This is a genomic window from Nocardia pneumoniae NBRC 100136 (genome assembly GCF_000308755.1).
In the GTDB taxonomy this organism is placed as follows: domain Bacteria; phylum Actinomycetota; class Actinomycetes; order Mycobacteriales; family Mycobacteriaceae; genus Nocardia; species Nocardia pneumoniae.
On sequence record NZ_BAGF01000148.1, the window covers coordinates 63240 to 82670 of the forward strand.

The following is a 19431-nucleotide window of genomic DNA, read 5'->3' on the forward strand; positions in this document are numbered from 1 at the left end:
ACTCGAACCGTCTGGGAGGAGGGCGGGTACTGGGGTCGGTCAGGGCAGTGCTGGTCCGCTGTAGGGCTGCCGATAGCCGATGCAGAATCGGAGGTCGGGGGTGGCTGGGACGCAGCCGAGTTGGACGCTTTCGGAGTACGGCTCGCCGGTGACGGGGTCGCGGAGGTGGACGGGCTCGTTGGGGCGGCAGCCGTAGGCCACCGCGACGCTGCTGTCCCAGAGCGAGCTGAATGTGACCGAGCCGCTCAGGTCTTGGAAGAGGGCAATCGCGCGGGGGGAGTCGCGGTGGCGTCCGAGCGCTCCGCGCAGGGTCGCGACCATGTAGGCGGCGGCGCTGTCCCAGAGCACGACGATGTGTTCGGAGGTGGGCGTGGTGGAGCCGGGGTGGAAGAACCATAAGGCGATGTTGTCGTGGAACTGTTCGATGCCGGGCAGGCCCGCAGTGAACCGATCGTTGGCGAGGACCAGGTTCCACAGCGGATCGATGTAGGCGCATGCGATTCCGCGGTCGTCGAGGCTGGCCAGTCGTGTTCGGCGCTCGGGGGTGGCGGTGCGGGTGCGTAGTTCCTCGATCGGCGGCAGCGGGACCGAGGGGCGGGCGAGGTCGCGGGTGTAGCGTTCCTGAGCGCGATCGAGGTCGTAGCCGGTGACGATCTGGTCCAGCACCGCAGGTGAGGGCGTGGCCTGGTTGCGTTCGATCTTCTTGAGCATGTCCACGCCGATGTGAAGGCGAGCGGCGGCGCGCGGGCGCGCGAGCTGGTGGCGGTCGCGGATCTGGCGTGCCCAACAGCCGAGGTTCGGTATCCCCGAACCGCTCGAACTGGTGCGGCGGCGGCGTGGGTTGTGGGCCGAGTCCGTCGTCCGGGTCACGTCTTCCCCTCCTACTACGGTCTTCCGTATTTCCTTCCCCGTGGGGTACGTTGAAAGGTTCACTCCCCCGAGATGATTCGTTCCTACCAGAGAGAGAAGACCCCGGCAAATATCATTCTCTGTGACCAAGCCGACAAATAACCGCCGGTATCCGTGCGGGAGGCACGGCGTATTTGCCGTACCCGGGTGCGCGGGGTCACGCAGCCGGAAAGCCTTTCTACTGACACAACCGTTACCCCTTTCGTGCATCGGCGCTGGCCACCACGTCAGGCCGAAGAGGTAATGATTGTGCTAGCACAATCCTTACCTCCCAAAAGGGTGGCGCGGCAGCGGTTTTCGGGGTTGTGATGGTGGGGCAACTGCACCTCCTCCGGTAAAGGAATGATCGTGGACCCATACGCTATCTTGTCGCTGCTCGACGCGGGCGCATCACTGGTCTCGAATGTGCTCTCGGTCGCCTCTCAGGTATTGACCCTGGTCCTGCCGTTCATCTGATCGGCCGTGCCGCCCCCCTGATATGGGGAATACGGCGACGGGTTTCCCGGCTGCGGTCGGCAGCCGGGAGGCACCGGCCTTTCTCGCGCGTTGTCACGCGCATTTCCTGATTCTTTCCCTCTCCTTTCTCATTCGATCGAAAGGGTAATTTGTCGTGCCCGAAAACGGGAATACATCCCTGGCCGCCATCCCGCTCCCAGGACACGATCCCGGCCCGGACACCCACGGTCCCCGCCTGGCGTACGGGGGGCGGCTGCTGCGGGGTCGCCACATGTTGGCTGTCGGCGCGGTGCCGATGGTGATGATGCTGGCCGCGCTGGAAGCCAGTGCTGTGACGCTAGATCCGATCGCCGACCAGCCCGGGGTCACCGCCCCGGTCCAGCCCGGGACCGCCGCCCCCGCCCCGACCCCGCCACCGGATACACCGCCGCCGGAGCCCGCGGTGTATCCGCAACAGCCGCCCGAGATCCGCAACGGCCCGGCCCCGCGCCCGGCACCCCCACCCGCGCCCGTGCCCCCGATCCAAGTGATCGAGCTGCACTCACCGGAACCGGTGGCACCGGTCGCGCCGATCGAGGCACCGCCGAACACGATCCGGATCGGCCAGTGGCAGACCCCCTCCCCGGACTGGCTGCCCCCGGAGGTCCGCGACACTATCAACGACGTCGCCGCGAACGCCGAAGCTCAGGCTGCGACGTTCCTGGACTCGATCGGGATCCCGGCCGGGCGTTCGGACCGGGTGGCCGGTGCCACGATCGCCGGGGCAGGGGCCGGTGGTGCCATCGGAGGCGCGCTGGCGGGTGCACCAGCGGCGGCGGCGGGTGCGGTCGCGGGCGGGCTGGCCGGTGGCACGATCGGCGGTATCGCGGGCGCCGCGCTGGGCACGGTGGTCGCGGTGCCGGTCATCGGCACGATCACCTCCGGTGTCGCCGGAACCGCGATCGGCGCGGCAGCGGGCGCTGTCGCGGGCGCGATCGTGGCCGGGGCCCCCGCCGCCGTGGTCGGCGCGCTGGCTGGTGGCACGGTTGGCGCGGGGTTCGGTGCCGGTGCGGGGGTGGGCCAGCCGTGACCGGAATCCGTATCCTCACCGCCGCCGTCCTGGCGGCCTGCACCAGTGCGCTGTGCACGCCCAGCCCTGGGTCGGCGCAGCCACCCGCCGCCGGGCCGAGTTGCCCGGTGCTGTGGGTCCTCGGGGTGCAGGGCACCGGCGAGTCCTCCCCGGGCGCCTCCGAGACCGCCGACACCGGGATGCTCGGATTCCTGCTCGGCCCGGTGGTGGCCGCTGTGCCGGATCTGGTGCAGCGCAGCTACATCGCCTATCAGGCCGGGTTCGGGGGCGCGGTGGGTACCGGCGGCGGCACCGACTCCTATGCGGTCTCGGTGGGCGAGGGCTTGGCCGCGCTCACGGCCACCGCGGAAAGGATCGCCGCCGACTGCCCCGGCACCGCGCTGGCGGTGGTCGGGTATTCCCAAGGCGCGCAGGTGGTCTCGGAGTTCGCGCGAGCTGTCGGCGCCGGCGAGGGACCGGTTCCGCCTGAGCGGGTGGCAGGTATCGCTCTGTACTCCGATCCCGATCGCGCCCCGGGATCGCCGGTGATCCCCGGCCGCCCCGGTCAGCTCACCCCGGACCCGGCCCCCGGCACTTCCGGGGCGGCGGTGTCGGGGGTGGCGATCACCACCGCACCCGCCTCCGGCGGCGGCATCGCCACGGGCGAGGGCGTCGGTTACGGTGCGCTGACCGGGCGGGTGGCCGATGTCTGTGTCGAGGGCGATTTGAGTTGCGGGGCACCCGAACGCGCCGCCCTGCTCCGGATAGCCGCCCAGCTCGCCGCCCAGGCCGACCTGCGTGATCCGCTGGCCGCGCTCGGCTCGATCCAGGCCCTGTTGGCGGGAGCGCTCGGGGACGCGTGGACGACCGTGGTCAACAGCGACTTCCACATCGGGGCCGGGATCGTCGATTACGCGCCCGCGGCGAGTCTGGCCGACCGCCTCACCGACGCCTCCGACCCCCGCACCCCGCCACCCGGCCCGGACGAGACCGCAGCCGCGTCGGCGCGCTGGGGGCAGATCACCGCGATCGTGGTATCCGACCCGGTCGGGCAGTTGCCGAAGCTGGCCGGGCAGCTGTCGGGGGCGTGGGGACAGTTGGTCGCCGACAACGCCGACCTCCTCGATCCGGCGGTGTGGCTTCGCTACGCCGACGTGCATGGCCGCCACACCGGCTATGCCGCCGCCGGGCAGCTCGCCAGCGGGATCGCGTGGATGACCGCACTCGCCCACGACCTCGCCGGGAGGCACCCGTGACAAGCGACTTCTACGACACACCGGCCCTCGACCGCAGCCGTGCCGGGGACCTGGTGCGCACACGCCCGGTGTTCGTTCCGCAACTGACCTCGGCGGCGGGAGCGTGGCAGGTCATCTACATCTCCACCAATTCCCGCTCCGAACGCATCCCCGCCTCCGGGATCGTGCTGATCCCCGACGCGGTCGCTGAGCCCGGTGCCACCGCAATCCTCGTGTACTGCTCGGAGTTTCGCGGCCTGGGCGGGGTGTGCGCGCCCTCGCAGCTGCTGGCGATCGGTACTGAACCCGACACCGCTGGAATCGAGGCGGCCTTGCGGCGGGGGTGGGTGGTGGCGATACCCGACGGTGAAGGACTCGGCCTCACCGGAGGCGGACCGCACACCTTCCTCGCCGCGCGCGCTGGTGGGCGGGTGGTGCTCGATCTCGCCCGTGCGGTCTATCGGGGCGCGAATCTCGATGTCCCGGTTGCGCCGGTGGTGGCCTGGGGATACGCCGACGGTGGGCGGGCGGTCGCCGCCGCTGGGGAACTGCAGCCGTGGTATGCGCCGGAGGTGGATCTGCGTGGTATCGCCGCCGGAGCCGTCGCTTCCGACCTCGCGGCGCTGGCACCGGCGTTCAGCCGGGGCGTGAGCGCGGGACTCGGGCTGGCCGGACTGATCGGACTGTCGCGAGCCTATGATCAGCTCCCGCTGCGCCACGTCCTGACCGAGAACGGCGTGCGGGCTGTCGCGGAGGCGCAGCATCTCACCGGTATCGAACTGCTGCAACGGTTCCCGCAACCGGTGGCGCACTGGTGCCGACGACCCGAGCCCTGGAACGATCACTGGTGGCGGCGGGTGCTGGCGTTGGAGACCCTCGCCCACACCATGCCCGCGATGCCGCTGCACCTGTACCACGGCAGCGGTGATGAGATCGTTCCCGTGTCCGCCGGGCGGCGCACCCTCATCGCCTACCGGCAACGCGGCACCGAGATCAGCTGGCGCGAATACGACGCCGATCACCGCGCCACCGCCGACGCCGCCACAAGCGATGTCCTCGCCCGACTTGGCGAGAACATCACCCGCCGGCCACCACCCAAGCCCAGCCGGCCGATCGGCGAGGGCGAGCACACCGAGCACGCCACCCGCCCCTGACCCCCTCCAGGGGAAACCTGCCCGCACTCCGCCCACCCCCTCCCGGGGTGCGGGCAGGCCCCGGAGACACACCCACAGTCCCCCCGAATCACACAGTCCGAGAACTATTCCGACGAGGCGAGGTGAATGAACGATCGCGAGAAGCCGAAGTCCAGTGAGGCCGACCCGTGGGCCTGGCTCGAACAGCCGCGAATGGGACCGGCCCTGCACCTCGTGCCCGACCCCGATCTCGATTCCGAGAGCGGGGTCGAGGCGAATCCGCCACCATCGGGTCGGGAAGGCCGCTGGCTGGTGGCCGGGCCGCGGACTCCTGACGCGCCCGACACGGCCGTAGGGCTATGGGGGCGGGGCGATGCCGGGCATCGGGTGTCGTGGCGGGTGTGGGCGGCGCTGGCGGCCACTGTGGCCGTGATGATCGGCGTGGTCGCCGTAGGGGCTGACGACACACGCGACGCCGGTGGTCCGCTGAGGGCCACGGCGGTCGCGCCGAGCGTCACGTCGTCGGCCGTGGGGGCGTGCACTGGGTTGTCGGGCACCGTGGTCACCGACCGTCCCGGCGACACCACCGCGACCGTCGCGGGGGTGATCGCGGCGTTCGAGGCCGCCTACTACATCGATCGCAACGCCGAGACCGCGATGCGGCTGCTCGCACCCGAGTCCGGCATCGCCGCGGATGGACTCGCCGCCGGGATCGCCTCGATCCCGCTGGGCACAACCCATTGCGTGGCGGTAACCCTGATCTCGGAGTCGACCGCGAATGTGCATGTGGTCGAGCTGCGCCCGGACCGGCAACGGATGGACTACCTCCAGCTCATCAACACCCGCCCCGGCGAGAGCGGCCTGTTGATCAGCAACATCCAGAGGCAGGGATGACCACCACCCCACAGCGTCCCGGCTCGCAGGCGCCGTTACTGATCGCCCTCGCAGGCCTGGGCCCGCGCGTCGGCACCACGACCACGGCGGTGGCTCTGGCGTGCGCCTGGCCCGGTCGCGAGGCGGCGCTGGTGGTGGAGGCCGACCCCGCTGGTGGGCAGTTGGCCGACATGGTCGGGGCCGATCCGTATCTGGGGTTGGCGAGCTTGGCCCGCACCTTCGAACCGGACTCGGAGTTCGGGAAGGACCGGGTGCTCGAGCACATGCAATTCCTGCCCAACGCCGTGCCGATGCTGGCCGCGCCACCGGGCCGCGACCCCGCTCGAACGGCACTGACCACCGCGCTGCTGACCGGCGCGCACCCGGGCTGGCGGGCTCTGGGGGCGACGGTGTTCGCCGATTGCGGTGTCCCCGAACCGGACTCGGGCCTGGCCCCGGTCCTGGACGCCGCCGACGCCTGCCTGGTCGTCGTACGCCCCGACTACACCGAGCCCGAACGCGCCGCCCACCGCATCCTGCGACTCACCCAGCGCTGCCGCCGCCGTGGGGTCGTGCTCATCGAGGAACCTCGCAGCGAGTTTGCCGCCGCCCTCGCCCTGCCGATCCTGGGATCCTTGCCCGCCGCGCCCGTTTCGGCCGAGGCGCTGCTGCACGGGACCCGGCAACCGCGTCGCGGTCCTCGCCTGCTGCCTGCCGCGCGCACCATCGCCACCGCTGTGCGCGAACAACTGCGCCCACCGCACCTGGTCGCGAACGCCTCGCATCGGCGTACTCGCCCACCGGCCCGCCGCCAGGCCCCGCCTCCGACCGTCTACCGACTCGACCCGACCACTACCCCCGTAGGCCCGCGACCGTCGCCGAACCCGGGGACGGGGGCGGCCCGCACCCCACCCGACCCTGCTCCCGTGCGTGTGCCGCTGCCCCGCCCCACCACACCCGGGCAGGCCGCCCAGCAGACCAGCCCACCCGGCCAGGACCGAGCCACCGACCCTCCTGCTGCGCCACATCGCTCCGCGCCGTCGAGCCCGCGGCCGTCGAGCCCTGCCCCGAAGCGGTCGGAGCCCGGTCTGGCGATCAGGGTCTTCGGGCCGACCCGGCTGCTGTGGCGGGCACCGGGGCGTGATGAGGCCGTGGACATCACCTCCCGGTTGCAGCCACGCAGTCGGGCGCTTCTCACCGTGCTCGCCCTGCACCCCGAGGGCATTACGAGGGCAGCGCTGATCGAGCTGCTCTGGGATGAGCGTGCCCCGGAACGCTCCGGGCACGCCCTGACCAACACGTTGAGCCGCCTGCGCACCACCGTCGCCGCCGCCACCGACGACCAGGTCACCGCCTTGCTGAGCGACGACCGCACGCATTGCCGCTTGTCCGAGGACGGGATCACCGTCGACTATCGGGAGTTCACCGCGGCCGTCGCCACGCGCCGCCGCGCCACCGCAGATCACGACCAAGCCGCCGCCTGCCGAACGATCGCGGAACTGGCGACCACCACCCTGGCCACCGACCTCACCGACGCCACCTGGGCCGAACCCCTGCGCGAAGCCGCACGCCGCGACACCCGCCACGCGCTGAGCTGGCTGGCCCGCAACGCCGACCTCGACCCCCGCGCCACCCTGGGACTGCTCGAAACAGCAGTCGACAACGACCCCTACAACGAAACCCTCTGGCACCACATCCTGCGCCTGCACGCCCGACTCGGCGAATACGACGCCCTCGCCTCCACCTACTCACTACTCACCCGCAGACTCGCCGAAATCGGCGAAACCCCGAGCAGCGAAACACACCGACTCCTCGAAGACCTCCGCAAAACCACCGGATAGAAGACGGCCATCAACAAACCCGTCTACCGCCGCGCGGATGAGAGAATCCGCGACACCCCCGCCCCCGGGACAGCGAAGTGTCGCGAAATGGCGTTCGGTGTCGAATGAAATTCCCTGTATAATCCAAATCGGCGATGCGCGCCGCTCGGGCAATTACTCCCTTCCGGGCGTGGATTCGCATTCATTCTCGCCTTTCGAATGCTGTTCTCGTGGCACCGCGGATCAATACGCGGTGCGGGTTTTGCTGCTCGCGATCTTGATGTGGTCAATTGGTGGGGCGTTCCGTGGGGTTTTCCGTGGGGCGTTCCGTGGGGCGGTCAACACGCCCCACCCCGACACGGCAAAATCGCAGTTCAGCGGGTCCATCCCCGGGTGGGGGTCATCCAGGATTGTCTATATACAAAGCTATATAGACATGTTTCGCCGTCGCTCGTCGGCGATCTTCGCCCGTCTGCGTCGCGCCGTTGTCGGCCCCTTTTGTTTGCCTCCGTGTACCCTCCCCCTGTCGTCCTCCGCTATTTATTTGCTTTTTCTTTATGGCGTTTGTCGGCGGTGTTGCGGTCCCGGCTGCGCAGGGCTGTGCGCGTTTCATTCCTTCCTTGCGTTGCCGAATAGATGGGCTCGCGGAGAAATTTCGGAAATTGCCGCATTTGCGAGTTGTGGACTCGTTGTGAGCCGAGCTAGCGTCGAGACCGTGCCCCGGAATTCGCCGGGGAATCCACAGAAATCCGATTGGTGGCCTCGCCACACGTATGCCACGATCCGCGTGGCGGTACGTGATTCGGGTTTCGATTTTCGGGAGATGAAATGACTGCACCTCGTTTGGGTAATGGTGAATTGCGGCGCATGGTCGCCGGTGTGCTGGCTGGCGATCCGGGGCGTGAGCATTCCCCCCGGGAGGTCGCGAAAACCCTGGCGCGTTCTTCCGGTGCTGTCGGTAACGCGCTGGAGGCGCTGACCGCCGCTGGTCACGCCGATCGCACCGCCAGCTCACCGCGCCGGTACCGCGCCAACGCCCACACCGCCGCCGCAGCCGTCCCGGCCACGCCTGCCCCGGCGGCATCCGCCACACCCGCCCCGGCGGCACCCGCCACGTCTGCCCCGGCGGCCCCTGTCGCGCCTGCCGCGACCGCCCCGGCGGCCCCTGCCGCGACCGCCCCGCGTAGGCGGCCCCGTGCCGCGAAACCGACGAGCGGGCCGGTGAAGCGCCCGAACGGGCAGCTGTATCACCCGCGCAAGCTCGCGGGTAGCGCTGATGTGGATGTGTTGCGGACCATGCGCGCGGGTGAGGTGCCCGTGCTGCTGTACGGGCCACCCGGAACGGGGAAGACCTCGCTGATCGAGGCAGCGTTCGGTGACCTGCTGACCGTGCAGGGAGATGGCGACACCACCGTCGCCGATTTCGTGGGCGAGTACACCCAAGCCCCGGACGGCACCTTCGTGTTCGTGCACGGGCCGCTGGTCCGGGCGATGCGCGAGGGCCGGGTGCTGTTCGTCGACGACGCGACCCTCATCGCCCCGACCGTGCTCTCGTGCGTATACCCCGCGATGGACGGGCGGCGCGAGATCGTGATCAAAGCCAACGGTGGCGAGGTCGTGAAAGCCGAACCCGGGTTCTACATCTGCGCGGGCCACAACCCGGGAGTGCACGGGGCGATCCTGTCGGACGCGCTCGCCAGCCGGTTCGCCTTCCAGGTGCAGGTCTCCAGCGACTACGACCTCGCCGCCAGCCTCGGGGTGGACCCGAAAGCGGTGCGGGTGGCTCGGAATCTGTCCACCCGCCAGACCAGGGGCGAGGTCGGGTGGGCACCGCAACTGCGCGAGCTGCTGGCCTTTCAGAAGATCGCGACCGCCACCAGCGAACTCACCGCCGCCGCCAACCTCATCGGCACCGCGCCGGAAGAGGACCGCGCCATCGTCGCCGAGGTCGTGAAAACCGTGTTCGGCACCGAACTCGCGCCCCTATCCCTGGGCACCCGCCTCTAGGCGACCTTCCGCTACTGCCACAACTGACCCTGATCACCCAAACGCGCACGCTGACAGATGAATTCGAATAGGAGCCATTGCAATGACTGAACCGAGGGACCGGACACGCCCGACCACCGCCGCGCTCACTCCGATCTACGAGGTGAAAAACCCTATCACCGGTGACCAATTCATCATTTACGCCGCCGACGATGCGGGCATGTTCACCGTGGCGCACGTGATCGCCCCCCTTGCCGCCCCGCGTATCCACCTGGTCAATCCCGACGACATCGCCGAATACGCGACGGGCGCGGTTGGTGTCATGCGTAACCGGCACGCGGGTTTCGCCGCGCAGGTCTACATCAACGGCGCACCCGCCCCGTTGTCCACCCGGCTGCCGGACTGAAACCCCACTGACCCACCGCCTGATCGGAAGGAACACCCCGCCGTGACCGCTCACGTGATCGCCGACCCTGCCACCGCACCCGCCGCGCCGCCCGCCACCACCGGCTGGGCCGCCCTGTCCGCCGCATTGACCGAGGAGGCACCCCCGATCGCCGACCGCGACGACCTCGTGGTCACGATCGCCCCGGGCGCGGCCCACGGGCACCCGGCGGTGTTCATGCCCCACCGCGCCGCCATCGAACTCGACGGCACCCACCTCAAGATCGACCCGGCCACCGCGCGCCCGGACCGCAACAGCGACCGCGCCCGCTACCCGGCCCTGTTCGGTGCGTTCGTGCACGAATGCGCCCACGCCCGCCACTCGATCTGGGAGCCACCCGCACCCGCGAACCCGACCGTGGTCGAGGCCGCGATGCTGCTGGAAGAATCCCGCATCGAGGCAGCACAGATCCGCCGCCGCCCCGCCGACCGCCACTGGCTACGCGCCTCGGCCACCGAGATCGTCATCGGCGACACCGGCGGCCCCGCCGCTATGGCAGCCGTGCCCGCCACCGAATACGCTGCCGCGCACTCGGCCGCGCTGATCCTGGGCCGCGTGGACGGCGGCATCCTCGAACCCACCGAGACCGCGCCCGCCGCCGCCGCGATCAAGGCCATCCTCGGGACCACCAAACTCGGCCAACTACAAGCGATCTGGCAGCAGGCGCACACCCTCGCCGACGACGACGCTGCGGGGATGCTCGAACTCGGGCAGCGCTGGCTCGACCTGGTCGGCCCCGACCCGCACGCCGATCCTGATCCGACCTCGATACTGGCCGCTGGTGTCAGCGCAGCGGTCGCCAGGGTAGCCAGAGCCGTTGCCGCCGAGCCGGTTCCGCTCGACCCGGCTGATGTTGCCACCGCTGCAGCCGAGGCCGAACTCGAGGCCGAACTCGCGGCTGAGGCCGCTGCGCGCGTGGTGTTCGGCACCCGGGGCGCGACTGTCATCAGCCGCGCCGCTCGCGCACCGCGCGCGGATGAACGGGCTGCCGCTCGTGTGCTGGCGCGGGCGTTGAGCGCCGCCAGCCGCCGCGAACGCGCCGTGGTCAAAACCGGGTCGGTGTTGCCGCCGGGCCGGGTACGGATGCGCGGGGCGATGGCACGCGAAGCCCAGCGCGCCGCCGGGGCCATCCCCACCGCCGAGATGTTCACCCGCACCACCCGCAAAACCGTGCCCGTGCCCCCGCTGCGAGTCGGGATCGCCTGCGACATCTCCGGATCCATGACCTCCTACGCCAAACCGGTCGCCTCCGCCGCCTGGATCATCGCCCGCGCCGCCCACCTCGCGACCATGCCCGCCGACACCGCCACCGTCATCTTCGGCAACGACGTGCACCCGGTCACACGCCCCGGTACCGCACCTGCCGAGGTCATCGAATTCGAATCCACCGATAACTGGGAGGCCATCGACGAGGCCATCGACGCACTCGACGGCGCGCTGGGCCTCTCGCGCCGTGAGAACACCCGCCTGCTGGTCATCATCTCCGACGGCGTCATCACCGACACCACAATCCGCCACATCGCCCAACAACGTCTCAACCGGCTACGCGCCTCCGGGTGCGCGGTGCTGTGGCTCGCACCCGACAAAACCTGGGTCGATCCGCTGATCGGTGCCACCGTCCACCGCATCAGCGACCCCGCCGCCACCGCCCAAGCCATCGGCAGCGCCGCTATCACCGCCGTACGCACCGCATAACCCACCACCTGGGGGCGCGGGGCACCCGCCCCGCGCCCCCAGGGCCACACCGGACACCTCTGCACAGCAAGGAGACAAACCCACCATGACCGGAAACCACACCACCCCGCCCAACAACCAGCCCCACGAAACAGCTGCCACCGCAGGAGAATCGGTCGCGCGCGGCAACAAAGGTGCGCCGACCCGACCGCAGCTGTGCATCGGTGAAATCCGTCCGGGCGATACGGTCGCCGACCGCGCCGACATCTCCCGCGAAGGACACCTCGTCGGCATCGATCCCGGCCACTTGGAGGACGTGTATCTCGTTGAATGGGCCGACACCGGCGAATGCGAAGGGATGTCGCTGGATGACCTGACGTGGCCGGTCTGAGTGCGAACCGAGGCCAGCTGTCGGGCCGGAGTTATCGAGGGCGCCTCCTCGGTGTGTGCTCGGAGGCGGCGAGGCAGGTCAGGACGGTGCGAGCCGACTCGGTCGTGCCCCCGCCGCTTTCGAGCGGAAGAGTCGAATTCCTTTCGCATTATTCGAATTTCGGCGATAGTCGAGAGGAATTCGGGACGCGAATTTTTTTCACGACCCGCTTGACATCGGCACGGGTATCGAGCGTCCATAGGAGCGGGAACGACGCCGAACCCCCGGGATTTCCCCCGATCGGCGTGGGTTTCCGTCCCGGCCGGGACATGACCGAACACCCGAACCCCGTAATTCATGGAGGGACCTGTCATGTCCACACGTAAGAAGAAGACCCCCGTCAGCAAGCGCCCGACCCCCGCCCCTGCCAGCGACCCGACCCCGGACCCGGCCACCGGCCCCGCCCCGGCGGCCCCTGTGGGCGAACAGGGCAGCGAACAGGGTGTGGGTGTGCCCGTGCTGCGCACCGACACCGAAAAGGCGCTGTGGGCGGCGTTGGGCAACCATCCCGGATTCACCACCGATGAGTTGGCGGGTGCGGCCGGGATCTCCGGTTCCACCGCCCGGCGCATCCTGTCGGGCTGGGAAACCGCCGGGGCCGCCCGCTCCCACCGCGACCCCGAATCGGCCCGCGCGGCCAAGACCTGGACCACCGCCGAACAGGCCACCACCGAACCGGCAGAATCCGCCGCGACCGAACCGGTTGCCGCTGAGCCGACCGAACCGGCCACTGTCACCGGGGCGGAACCGGCTGCGGTGGAGGTGACGGAACCGGACCACAGCGCGCCCGCCGACCCCGGACCGGACACCGGGCAGCCCGACACGGAGCGGCCGGAAACGGCCGTAGCGGCCCCCACGGGCGACGAATCCGCCGACCCGGCCCCCGATACCCCGGCCCCGACCCCCGATGCGGCAGCGGCGCAACCGGAGTCGACCGAGCGGCTGGCTCCGGGTGCGTTGCGGGGGCAGGTCGAGGACTTCCTGCGCGATCATCCGGGCGAGGAGTACACCCCGCACCAGATCGGCAAAGCCCTCGACCGCTCCAGCGGTGCGGTGCACAACGCGCTGGTCAAACTCACCACCGGCGGCACGGCCCGCCAGACCTGCGCGGCCCCCAAGAAATTCGCCCTCGCCACCGCCTGACCAATACCGGTGTGGCCCGGGACTCGAGGGGCTCGCCCCCGGGTCCCCGGGCACCGCACCCGTTCGTTCACCTCGTCTGAATCTTCCGAAAGGCTCTACCGGTCATGTACAGCACCTCCACCTCGGCCGTCGTCGCGGCGGCCCTGCATCGCGTGTTCGCCTGCTCCCCGCACGCCGCCGACAGCCTAGAGTTGTGGTTGGCGGTCACTGCCGAGGCCACCCGACACCTGTCCGCCCGTGCCGAACCGGCTGCGGTGCAGTGGATTCCGGTGTTCACCTCCTACCGCTCCCAGCGCACCGACGCCGAATACCACACCGGCACCGCTGCCGTGCGGATCACCACGGGACCGCTGACCGGCATCACCTACACCGACCCCGACAGCGCGGCCCGCGCAGTCGTCACCGCCTATCCCAACCCGGCCCCCGACATCGACGTCGACGGTGACGAGGACGAGGACGGCGAGGATGTGGTCGAGTTGCTGACTCTGGTTCCGACGTGGCGGCTGCGCGTCACCCACGACCCGGCCCCGCACGCACAGGCCGCCGCGACCCCGATGAACGGCTAGCCTTCCCCGCACCCTGAAACGGTCGGTGGGGACCGAGCAAAAGCTCGGCCCCACCGACCGTTTCGCCACGACCGTATCCAGGCTGTTAGGCGGCGCTGAAAATGCCGGTGGCCCGGGCGTTGTGTCTGCCGGTGGTGTGGGATGAGAAATCCCCACTGGTGGTGCGGTGGGGTTGCGTCGGTCGTGGTCGGCAAGGTGTCGGTTGTCAGCCGCCGATGGCTTCGGTGACCACGCGGGTGTTTACCGGCCTGTGATTTTCGGAGGAATCTGGCGTCGATCCTTCGGCGATAGTTGGCCAATTCGCACGTCGGGGCACCGAGATTCTCCGGGTAATTCAAGGACCGGCGGCGCCCGCACGCGGGTAGGAAGGTCGCATACCAAATCCGGCCCCTAGGCGTTGAACGCTGGCTGGTTTGCCTAGGGTGCAACCGAGCCGGTTGCTCGAATACCGCAGCCCGCCAAGGTATCCACCCTTGACGCCGAACTGTCCAATGCGGTATAGAAAGAGTTTGATCTTCCGGCTCGGCAGAGCAGCTTCGCCAGACGTCACGTTCCGAATCGATGCTTCCCCTCCGGGGTTGCGTCCTTCCAGGTGGAGGCTCGCATGACAACAGGGCAGATGTATTTCGGGGCACACCAGAATGCCGGTAACAGCGAAACGTCACTCGAGGCAGACAATCCTAACAAGACGCTGGCTGTACTGAATAACAGAAACTTTGCTCAAGCACCACAACCAGGCTCCGCCGCTACAGGTCTTTTCGGGACCGCTCAACAGGGAGTTTGGGGATATAGCCGCCGCGGTGTCGGCGTATACGGTCTCAGCCAAGATGATGGCATAAGCCCGACAGGTGTGATCGGTCGAGGACTTGGTCTGAGCAATACCGGTGTCATGGGTGAAGCGAACAGTGGAGGAGCTGCCTTTGGCGTGTGGGGGCTAAGCAGCCAGGGCTTCGCTGGGTATTTCAGCGGCAAAGTCCATGTTTCCGGTTTGCTCTCCAAGTCATCCGGGGGATTCAAAATTGATCATCCGCTTGACCCGGAGAACAGGTACCTGATCCACTCGTTCGTCGAGTCGCCCGACATGCTCAATGTCTACTCCGGCAACGTCGAGACCGATGACGACGGCGAGGCGGCGGTGCTGCTGCCGAGCTACTTCGAGGCACTCAACCAGGATTTCACCTACCAGCTGACAACCGTCGGACAGTTCGCGCAGGCGATCGTTGTTGAAGAGGTTTACGAAAACCGATTCAAAATCAAGACCGACAGGCCGAACGTCAAGGTTTCGTGGCAAGTCACCGGAGTGCGCAAGGACCCCTACGCCGCACGGAACCGAATCGCCGCAGAAGAAGACAAGCCTGACGAGGAACGAGGACTGTATCTACATCCCGAGGTGTACGACCAACCGCGCAGCCGCCACATCAACTTCGAGCGCGAACGCGCGCATGAGGTAAACCAGGCATCGTTGAAAGAGCAGATAGCCGAACTCCTCAAGGGATACGGACCTCCAGAGCAGTAGCCGCGACCGTCTATCGGCTCCCTCCGCGCCCGGGGGGATGTCAAGGTTTTTATCTTTGGCCTTGCTGTATGGAGTACGCAGCGCAGAAGCGCGTCGGACGAGGTCCATCAGATCGGTCGGAGGCGGCGCGCCACGATGGACGCTCCGATCTCATGAGGTGATCGCGCAGCCACAGCTCGTAATCGCCAGAGCACCTATCGACTCAGCGAGCAGCGACTCCAGCATGTTGCCCAAACCGAACTCGCCAATCCTGACATTGGCCAGTTCGTTGCGTCGGGCGTTCCACTGCCGCCGGACGACATTCACCGTCTCCATGAACACGACCTCGGGAACAGCGAACTGCACGCCCCAGTCGTCCTTGTTCTCGTTCAGCGACAACCACTTGTCACTCCGGAGTCGGCGGTGCCGCAAGGCATGTTGGTGTCGACCGCGACGATAGCCACGGCAGCCATTGTCGCTCACGGACCCGAAACAACTGACCCAGCAGATCAGCGAACTAGCGTCGCGAACATGTTCGTGACAGCGCGACCAACCACAACACTCCAGGCACTTAGGGGAACTAAGACCGGCCACGACTTAGTTCAGAGAATGGTCGATGGCCTGTTCGAGCCAGTCCAGCAGCGCGGTGGTGGTGTAGCCGGTGGTGTGGACCCCGGCGGCGGCGAATCGGGCCGCGTCGCTGCCCTGGCGGGCCAGATCGGCCAGCGCGGTGCCGGTGGCGGGTGTCGTGGTGGCGGTGTAGGTCTGGGCGAGCGAGCCGAACTGGGGTCCCGTGAACGCTGCGGCGGTGGCCGCGAGGAGGTCGGTGGCGACCGGGGCGATCCCCGTCAGCGCGAGCAGGGCGGCGAGGGGGTCTCCGGTGGTGAGTGCTTCGAGGGCGGTCCAGGCGATCTCTTGGGCTCGGCCGATGTCGGTGGCGATCCGTCCGATGTCCAGGCCCGCCAGGAGCCCGACGATCTGCGCGGCGACTCCGACCCACCCGGAGGTGTCCAACGGCGCGGCCAATGTCAACGCGCCAGCCACCAGACGCAGGTCGATTCCGGCGACCATGCGAACTAGGGGATTGAACTGGTTGTTCAGGTCCCCGGCGACCCGGTGCAGGCCGGGGATGTCACCGGTGCCGACGAGCGCGGGCAACTGGGCGAGGTCGTTCACGATGGCGGGCACGTTCCCGGCGAACTCGGACAGCCCACCCAACACGGTGACCACCTGGGCGAGCACCTGGGAGGGATTCAGTTCTTCAATCGAGACCGGAGAGGTCGCCGGTGCTGTCTCGGTCTCCCAGCCCGGGGCTGGCGCGGAGGTGGCCGTCGTGGTGGTCGAGGGCCGATCTGGGGCGGGGTTGGCCTGGGCCGGAGCAGGGGTGGAGGTCACGGCGCGGCCCACCGCGGCGAGGGCAGGGGATGCCTGCGGTGAGGTCGAGCAGTAGAGGTCACCCTCGGCGCAGAGAGTGCGGACACGGTCGGTGAGGTTGCCGAAGTCTTGGGAGCGGGGACCTGCGATGCCCTGGCCGGAGACCGGGTGGCCGAGCTGGGTGGTGGCGGGGTCGCGGCGTGGGTCGGAGACGAGTCCGACCGCGACGACCCGGGAGGCGGGTATCGGACCTCGGTTGTTGCCGATCGCAGTGGCGAGGTCACCGACGATATCGGCGCCTTGGGAGTAGCCGGCGAGCACCACGCGCGTGCCCGAGCACAACCCCGTGAGGGCGGCGGTGAGTGCTTGTGCGCCTTGGGTTTGCGAGGCGGCGTACGGGGCGGCGTCGGCGGTGTAGGCGAGGGTGCGGACGTCGATGTCGCGGCCGTAGCGGGCGGCCAGGCCCTGGGCGAGCGGGGCCAGCATCCCCACCGGCCGCGCCGGATCGGCGGCCGGGCTGGTTTCCCACGTGCCCGGTACCAGCAGCGCGGTCCAGCGCGGGCAGTTCGCGGCGGCGGGGGCCGGTGTCGGATCTGCGGCGGCGACACCGGCCCCGACGACGGTCACGGTGGCGACAGCGGCACACAGCAGCACGCGGGCGAAGCGGCGGCGGGTGCGGACGGGCCGGTGGTGGATGTGGTGGCGACTGCGCACGGTGGGTCTCCTGTCGGGTTCGGAAAAGGCGGGTGTTTCGGTGGCGCGCTAGGGTGAGTTGCGCGAATCGGGTTGTGTGGGTGAGGCGACGGCGGCGGGTCGGGTAGCCGCGTAGTAGTCATCGCCGGGCCAGCGATAATCCGAGATCTGGACGGGCTCGTTGAATGTTGGCGCGTGCAGCATCTTTCCGGCACCCAGGTAGAGGCCGACGTGGTGCACGTTGCTGTCGGCGGTGCCGTAGAAGACGAGATCGCCAGGGGCGAGCTGGTTTTCGGGGTTGCGGGGGCCGGTGTGGATCTGGTCGTAGGTGGTGCGGGGCAGGGTGATTCCGGCGGCGCGGTAGGCGGCCTGGGTGAGCCCGGAGCAGTCCCAGCCGCCGTTGACCTCGGGGCCGTTGCCGCCCCACACGTAGGCGACCCCGAGCTGAGTGCAGGCGAAGGAGATCGCCTGCGCGGCGGCGGGACTCGCGGCCTGGATGGTGTGGCAGTCGCCGCCACCGGAGGGGGTGATGCGGTAGCGGGCGGCTTGGTCGAGGACCTGGTCGACGTACCAGTCGGCGTGGTTGTAGGCGAAGACCGCCGCGCGCAGATCCGCGGGTGCGCCGGAGTCGCAGAGGTAGTGGGCGGCGGCGTGGATGGCGTCGCTGGGGTGGTAGCGCGAGGGCGGGCTCGCCCCACCTGCAGGCAAGGGATGCCGGGCCACCACCGCATCGAAGGTCGGTTCCAGGAACTGCATCGGTCCGGCGGCCCCGGCCGAGTTCTCCCCGGACCGCACGCCCGGCAGGGGGGAGCGGCCGTGGTCGGTCTCGATCTTGCCGATCGCGGCGAGCACCGACCAGTCCAGGCCAGGACAGTCGCCTGCGGCGTGCTGGTAGAGCACCAGCAGCTCGGGTGGGATGTCGTCTCGCGCCTGCGGACTCGGGTTGCTGCCCGCGCCCGCCGACGAGCCGGGGGCGGGAGCGAGTAGCGGCTGGTCGTAGACGATGACGGTGGTGACCACGGCGGCGATCACGACGACGCAGAACACCACCGCAGCACCACCCGCACCGAGGGCCTTGACCAGCACCGCCTGCTCACCAGCCCTCGATTGTCGGCGGACGTGGTGGTGGTGCGGCGAGCATGACCTGCCCGCCGTGGGCGGTCGAGGTCAGCTCGGCGTCGATATCGCTGCCGGGTCGGGTACGGCGGGGCCAGACGGCGGCTAGATCGTGCAGGCGCAGGCGGCTCGTGCCGGTGGTGTCGAGGGGCAGCCACACCCGGTCGGCGGGGCTGGGATCGGTGACGAGAGCGAGGAGTTCGGCGGCGGCGGTGGCGACCGGCACCGCCCCGGGGTCGGGCAGTCGCTCCCAGCTCTTGCGCACCGTGTCGCGAGCGTTGGTCTCCCGCGCGGTGGTCGGTACCCAGAACAGAACGGGGGTGATGACGCCGGTGGTGCGGGCCAGTTCGCTGTAGCCGTGCAGTTTCGCCGCGACCCGCTTCAGGGCGGTGGTGGCGAGGTCGTATTCGAGGAAGAAGTCGAGGACGGTGCCGGAGCTGGTGTGGGTGTAGCGGCCGAACGCGTCGGGGCGGGCAAGGTCACCCCACAGCCGCTGGCAGCGGGTCTGGGACCACCACGCCGTCACCCGCCCGCCCGGGTCGGAGTGGGTGGTGAGGGTGGTGAACCAGTCGTTGACCCCGACGGTGTGGGTCAGGTGCAGGCTGTGGGCGACGGCGAGGGCCTGTTGGTGGTTGTACCCGAGTTCGCGCACACTGGTGGCGGCTTCCGCGGCGAGCACGGTGGCTCCGGCGGGGGCCAGTACCCAGTGGGAGGGGGCGCTGCCTCGGGTGCGCAGGGGCCGGAACCGGTCCAGGACTCGGTAGTGGTGCAGGATCGCCAGCCGGCGGCGGGCGATCTTGGGGGTGGGGAAGGCCAGGTCGGCGAGCTGGTTGGTGGTCAGGACGCGATGCTCATGCAGCATCCGCAGGATCCAGCGATCACGGCCGGTCAGCGGCGGCACCAGCGGGACCTTCTCCGACCCCGAGGGCCGGGATCGGGCGGGGTGGGGCGCGCGCAGGTCGGCTTGCCGATCGGGGTGGGCGATCATCAGCGAAGGGAGCCTTTCGAGGAGACGAGGACACGGGCAGCGGCGTC

17 protein-coding genes are annotated in these 19431 nt (G+C 69.3%); 12 read left to right on the top strand and 5 right to left on the bottom strand.

The genetic code is table 11. The features are described 5' to 3' along the window. Positions 1 to 39 precede the first annotated feature (39 nt). Positions 40 to 870 carry a helix-turn-helix domain-containing protein gene (locus tag ON34_RS30225; RefSeq protein WP_157172514.1) on the bottom strand — a complete coding sequence of 277 codons (831 nt, stop codon included), beginning with the start codon at positions 868 to 870 and terminating at the stop codon, positions 40 to 42. A 649-nt stretch (positions 871 to 1519) separates the two neighbouring features. Between ON34_RS30225 and ON34_RS33970 the strand changes: the two genes are divergently transcribed. The 12 genes from ON34_RS33970 to ON34_RS36500 all read left to right on the top strand — a co-directional run bounded on the left by ON34_RS33970 (position 1520) and on the right by ON34_RS36500 (position 15234). Further along, positions 1520 to 2434, top strand: a complete 915-nt coding sequence (locus ON34_RS33970; protein ID WP_051023351.1) for a hypothetical protein — start codon at positions 1520 to 1522, stop codon at positions 2432 to 2434. Next, positions 2431 to 3669 (top strand): cutinase family protein, encoded by a 1239-nt coding sequence (locus ON34_RS30235; RefSeq protein WP_040786038.1) that lies wholly within the window; start codon positions 2431 to 2433, stop codon positions 3667 to 3669. The genes ON34_RS33970 and ON34_RS30235 overlap by 4 nt, the downstream gene beginning before the upstream one ends. After that, on the top strand, positions 3666 to 4802 hold the full coding sequence (locus ON34_RS30240; RefSeq protein WP_040786040.1) for a lipase family protein: 1137 nt from the start codon (positions 3666 to 3668) through the stop codon (positions 4800 to 4802). The genes ON34_RS30235 and ON34_RS30240 overlap by 4 nt, the downstream gene beginning before the upstream one ends. A 126-nt stretch (positions 4803 to 4928) precedes the next feature. After that, positions 4929 to 5675 (top strand): DUF8176 domain-containing protein, encoded by a 747-nt coding sequence (locus ON34_RS30245; protein ID WP_040786042.1) that lies wholly within the window; start codon positions 4929 to 4931, stop codon positions 5673 to 5675. Further along, entirely contained in the window at positions 5672 to 7495 is a 1824-nt protein-coding gene (locus ON34_RS30250; protein WP_040786044.1) for a BTAD domain-containing putative transcriptional regulator, read from the top strand. The genes ON34_RS30245 and ON34_RS30250 overlap by 4 nt, the downstream gene beginning before the upstream one ends. An 807-nt stretch (positions 7496 to 8302) precedes the next feature. Continuing rightward, positions 8303 to 9481 (top strand): AAA family ATPase, encoded by a 1179-nt coding sequence (locus ON34_RS30255; protein ID WP_040786046.1) that lies wholly within the window; start codon positions 8303 to 8305, stop codon positions 9479 to 9481. 82 nt (positions 9482 to 9563) lie between these two features. Beyond that, positions 9564 to 9866: a hypothetical protein gene (locus tag ON34_RS30260; RefSeq protein WP_040786049.1), complete on the top strand. Its 303-nt coding sequence runs from the start codon at positions 9564 to 9566 to the stop codon at positions 9864 to 9866. Between the two features lie 42 nt (positions 9867 to 9908). After that, complete coding sequence (locus ON34_RS30265; RefSeq protein WP_040786052.1) at positions 9909 to 11600, top strand: vWA domain-containing protein; 1692 nt, start codon at positions 9909 to 9911, stop codon at positions 11598 to 11600. 85 nt (positions 11601 to 11685) lie between these two features. Continuing rightward, positions 11686 to 11970: a hypothetical protein gene (locus ON34_RS30270; RefSeq protein ID WP_040786054.1), complete on the top strand. Its 285-nt coding sequence runs from the start codon at positions 11686 to 11688 to the stop codon at positions 11968 to 11970. A 351-nt stretch (positions 11971 to 12321) separates the two neighbouring features. Further along, positions 12322 to 13152, top strand: a complete 831-nt coding sequence (locus tag ON34_RS30275) for a MarR family transcriptional regulator (protein WP_157172515.1) — start codon at positions 12322 to 12324, stop codon at positions 13150 to 13152. Between the two features lie 104 nt (positions 13153 to 13256). Further along, positions 13257 to 13718, top strand: coding sequence for a hypothetical protein (locus tag ON34_RS30280; RefSeq protein WP_040786057.1), 462 nt, complete (start codon positions 13257 to 13259; stop codon positions 13716 to 13718). Positions 13719 to 14322: 604 nt separating this feature from the next. Beyond that, positions 14323 to 15234, top strand: coding sequence for a hypothetical protein (locus ON34_RS36500; protein ID WP_157172516.1), 912 nt, complete (start codon positions 14323 to 14325; stop codon positions 15232 to 15234). Positions 15235 to 15384: 150 nt separating this feature from the next. Here ON34_RS36500 and ON34_RS30290 read toward each other — a convergent pair whose 3' ends face one another. From ON34_RS30290 to ON34_RS30305, 4 genes are all read right to left on the bottom strand, one after another. Then, positions 15385 to 15612: a hypothetical protein gene (locus tag ON34_RS30290; RefSeq protein ID WP_040786062.1), complete on the bottom strand. Its 228-nt coding sequence runs from the start codon at positions 15610 to 15612 to the stop codon at positions 15385 to 15387. A 198-nt stretch (positions 15613 to 15810) separates the two neighbouring features. Then, positions 15811 to 17301 carry a cutinase family protein gene (locus ON34_RS33975; RefSeq protein ID WP_051023353.1) on the bottom strand — a complete coding sequence of 497 codons (1491 nt, stop codon included), beginning with the start codon at positions 17299 to 17301 and terminating at the stop codon, positions 15811 to 15813. Positions 17302 to 17349: 48 nt separating this feature from the next. Further along, positions 17350 to 18366, bottom strand: a complete 1017-nt coding sequence (locus ON34_RS30300) for a C40 family peptidase (protein WP_051023354.1) — start codon at positions 18364 to 18366, stop codon at positions 17350 to 17352. 7 nt (positions 18367 to 18373) lie between these two features. Beyond that, positions 18374 to 19384, bottom strand: a complete 1011-nt coding sequence (locus tag ON34_RS30305) for a replication-relaxation family protein (RefSeq protein WP_040786065.1) — start codon at positions 19382 to 19384, stop codon at positions 18374 to 18376. Positions 19385 to 19431: the final 47 nt, after the last annotated feature.